The organism is Hydrocoleum sp. CS-953, from assembly GCF_002260545.1.
In the GTDB taxonomy this organism is placed as follows: domain Bacteria; phylum Cyanobacteriota; class Cyanobacteriia; order Cyanobacteriales; family Microcoleaceae; genus Trichodesmium.
The window spans coordinates 1-4,204 of the sequence record NZ_LGSU01000679.1 but is presented as its reverse complement, the minus strand read 5'-3'; the positions used below and the strand labels follow the sequence as shown (position 1 = coordinate 4,204).

Sequence of the window (4,204 nt, the reverse complement as noted above, 5' to 3'; positions counted from 1 at the left end):
TTAGGGAACAGGGAATAGGAAAAGGGGTAAGGGCAATATATTTTGATAAAAAAGGAACTAAAAAATATTTTGTTAGCAAATTTTACAACTATAGTTAATGCCAAATAAAGGGCGATTTTATTTTCTGCAGATGTTTATTGAACAAAAGGTGTTGGTGATTTGATATATGATTTTTTTTAAGTGTATAAACCGGGTTGATATTTAGATGCCTGATCATACTGACATCTTTCTCCAATAAACCCAGTTTCTTGTAGTACCAACTTGGATTTCATATCTTGATTCACCAGCGCCGAACAAAATCATCTATATTTTCCTAACTTTCCGATAATTTTGTGGTGGATCTACTATGAAAGAAAAAATTTCCTCTTTTACAAAAAATCAAGCAAAGTCCGATTTATTTTGGCAGATATTTCCTATTACTTTAATCCTATTATTAGCTACTGGATTATATCTCTATCAACTAGGCACAGAAAGTCTTTGGATAGATGAACTCATCAGTGTAGATCGAGCAAAAAGAGATATTTTAGATCTCTTGTGGAGAGGCCGTATCCATCTCATTCTCCTCAAAGGTTGGATGCTCTTTAGCTACAGCGATAGTTGGCTGCGGGGGCTATGCCTTGTTTTTACTTTGGGTAGTGTCTTCTTAACTTATCGACTTGGTTGCCGTCTAGCGAGCAAACCTGTGGGTTTAATTTCCGCCCTATTTGTTGCTATTTCGCCTTTGTTTATTCATCATGCTCAAGAGGTGCGGATGTATGGAGTTAGCACTTTTTTGGGATTGCTTGGTACTCTGGCTTTAACTTCTGCTTTGGAATCTCCCAATAAGTTTTCTATTGGTTTTTGGGCGATCGCTCGATACTTAGCTATTCGCTCTACACGACTAAATTTACTCTTATTGCTACCGGACATAGTTTTATTCGGTTGGAAGTTTCGTAAACAAAAGCGTGTATTATTGAGTTTTGTTGCTGGGTTGATTGCTATTATTCTATTATGGTCTCCTCTGGTAATTAATATAGCTATTACTTCGGCTAACTTTATGGGTGGATTTAGAGGAACAGTAGAAACAAGTTTAGAAAATGTAACAGCTAACTTAAAATCTGCCCCCACTATTATTAATGTACTACTACAACCTGGTCGTTTTACCGCTTGGTCATTTGGCAGAGCTAATTCAGAGGCCATTTTCTGGTTTTACAATCTCTACTCGGTAATGGTAGCCAGCTTAATAGGTTTAGCTTTTTTTGAAAAACGAAATTCATATAAACTTGGTTGGGCTGCTGCTTGGGGATTTTTACCTTTAATTCCAATATTTTTAGTTTCTCAAATTTCCCGTTCTATCTGGGTAGATCGCTATATTATGTTTACTGCCCCCTATATCTTTATTCTTTTGGCAGCAGGGTTTATGGTGGTTTGGCGTAGGTGGCGAATTCCAGCAGTGGCGATCGCTCTGATATATTTCGTTGCTGTTGGTGGGGGGTTAAAGCGTTACTATACAGTAAAGGATCGAGAAGATTGGCGGGGTTTTGTCCAACTGATTCAAACCAACGAGCAGTCTGGGGATGTAATTGTTTGGAAAGCTAATCAGTCAATTCCCAGAGCGCTGAATCATTACTATAGGGGTTCTGCAACTATTGAGGTAAGAATAGACACACCTAAAGATGATCCCCAAGCTGTAGAAAGTTGGCTGGAAAGTTTACCAAAAACTAGATCGCGCATCTGGTTAGCATATGCTAATCCATCACCAACCTTACTGGCTGGCATTGAAAAGAAGTTTAAAGCTGAAGAAGTTTACAAAATTAAGGTTAATGGCACATTAGAGCTTTTCTTGTTAACACCCCGTACTTCTGAGACATCTAATTAGGGTTTGCTGAAAAAGTATTTTGGTAGGGGTAGGAGTCAGGAGTCGTAGGGGCGTTTCATGCAACATCGGTACGGAGTCAGGAGAAACGGGGAATTTAGAGGAGATAGGAGTCAGAATTATCCCTTGATTTTTCTGCCTTTGTCTGCATAAAATGCTGAATTTTTCAGCTTTTTCCATCGAAAAGTTGGCACTTTTTTCAACCTAAAAAAGCTAAAGCGTTTATCTGTCAATGCGCGCGAGAATTAATCAGCAGAGCAATAATTAAACTAACTGCTTGATCCTAAATTGTTCTAATTCTCCCGGCGCAACTGTACCATATTCTGTCATTATTCCTGCAATTAATTCGGCAGGTGTAACATCAAATGCCGGATTATAAAATTCTACTCCCTCTGGACAAATGCGCGTTTCTCCTAATTGATATATTTCCTTGGCATCCCTTTCTTCAATTGGTATTTGACTACCATCAGATATTTTAAAGTCTATAGTTGATAGGGGTGCAGCTACAAAAAAGGGAATGTTATGTGCTTTGGCCACAATAGCTAGACTATAAGTACCAATTTTATTGGCAGTATCCCCATTTGCTGCTATTCTGTCAGCTCCCACTACTACAGCATGAATTAAACCTTGTTTCATACAATGGGCTGCCATATTATCACTAATTAGGGTGACGGGTATGTTTTCTTGGACACATTCCCAAGTAGTAAGTTTTGCTCCTTGGAGACGGGGACGGGTTTCATCAGCGTAGACTTTGGCCAATCTTCCCTCTCGCCACGCGGAACGAATAACACCTAAAGCTGTACCATAACCAGCAGTTGCTAAAGCACCAGCATTACAGTGGGTTAATATGTTCAATTTTTCTGGAGTAGTTGGTAAAACTTCTAGTCCGCGATCGCCTATATTTTTACAAGTTTGTAAGTCTTCTGCATGAATATTTTTAGCGGTTTCTAATAAGGCTGTTTGAATTTCTTCTACAGCTCCATTAGTTTGATTTGCTACTTTTAACATTCGCTCAATTGCCCAAAATAAATTAACAGCAGTTGGGCGAGTTTGTCGTAATATTACTGCTATTTCTTCTAGCTGTTTTAAGAATTCATTTCTATCAGTTATGGAAATTTCTTTGGCTCCTAAATACATTCCATAAGCTGCTGATATACCGATGGCTGGTGCCCCACGAACTATCATTGTTTTAATAGCTTTTGCCATCTCTTCAGAACTGTTAATTTCTACAATTTTATATTCTCCTGGTAAGCGAGTTTGATCAATTAATAAAACCTGGTTATTTTGCCAGATAATCGGATTAACTTCTGTAATTTTAGACATTATATTTTCTCCTAATTATAGTTTTTTTGGCAATAATAGAATCCTCAGCATTTAGCTTTTAGCTAGTAGATGCTAGGCATTCATTTATTTTCTTTGAAGTATAAATCAGAATTGAAATATTTAGAGACTGTTTGTAAAAGGAATATTAAATCTAGGCGTAGTGGCGCTTCAAGCTTAAAATAGTGTATTAGATTTTTAAGTAAAAACTTTGAAAAATCAGTATTCTGCCATTTTTATAAAGTAACATTTAAGGCTTGACACGGCAGTAGGGTGGGTTAAGAGACAATACTTAATGAGTAGCGAACCAAACTATTAACTGTCCAGCGTAACCCACCAAAAATACCGAATATTAAGCACTATAGCTGTCTTAATATTTGCTTCTACATTCACTCTCTTAGTTAGAATTAAAAGTTAATGTAAAAGCACATTATCTAACCTTATGCTAAGGATGAAAAAAGAAAGTTATTTTCATGTCTCTTTGATTAATAATAGAGGCTGACCATAAAAAATTGTTAGATTATATTTCTGGTGACTCCTAAGCAGCAGCCTAACTATTTCTACCAAACATTTGGCAAACTGGTATTACTCATTAATTAGGGCTTGCTGATTAAATCTAAAACCATTGACAGATAAAGGCTAAAGCCTTTTTAGGTCTGGAAAAAGTACAAGGTTTTTGTTCTCTAGAGCTGCAAAAAGTTAGGATTTTGGGTTGACTATTGGCTGAAAAATCAAGGGATAATTCTTCCTCCTGCCTCCTCGCTCATTCCCCATTTATCCTGACTGATAACTGAAATGACTTCCCCTCCACCGGAGGGGTTAGGGGTGGGTTGACTCCTACCCTCACCCATAAGACTTTTTCAGCAAGCCCTAATTAATTCAAAAGCTGTTGACAGACCACCTCCTAGAAAAGAGCTACAAAGTTGAGGGCCAATACCTGAATAGTTACAGCGGTTTTCATTTCAGTAGACCACAGTAGGGACTAACCATGGTTAGTCCCTACAAGGTTTTGGTTGTGACGATGTGGTT

Annotated in this window: 2 protein-coding genes; one reads left to right on the top strand and one right to left on the bottom strand. The window is 37.6% G+C overall.

The features are described 5' to 3' along the window. Positions 1–346 precede the first annotated feature (346 nt). Positions 347–1,858, top strand: coding sequence for a glycosyltransferase family 39 protein (locus AFK68_RS07775; RefSeq protein WP_094672260.1), 1,512 nt, complete (start codon positions 347–349; stop codon positions 1,856–1,858). Between the two features lie 261 nt (positions 1,859–2,119). Here AFK68_RS07775 and mtnA read toward each other — a convergent pair whose 3' ends face one another. Then, complete coding sequence (mtnA, locus tag AFK68_RS07770; protein WP_094672259.1) at positions 2,120–3,178, bottom strand: S-methyl-5-thioribose-1-phosphate isomerase; 1,059 nt, start codon at positions 3,176–3,178, stop codon at positions 2,120–2,122. Positions 3,179–4,204 lie beyond the last annotated feature (1,026 nt).

What these genes read in the sequence shown, in the direction of transcription:
- mtnA (WP_094672259.1), bottom strand. Translation starts at nt 3,178, where the DNA reads ATGTCTAAAATTACAGAAGTTAATCCGATTATCTGGCAAAATAACCAG.
- AFK68_RS07775 (WP_094672260.1), top strand. Translation starts at nt 347, where the DNA reads ATGAAAGAAAAAATTTCCTCTTTTACAAAAAATCAAGCAAAGTCCGAT.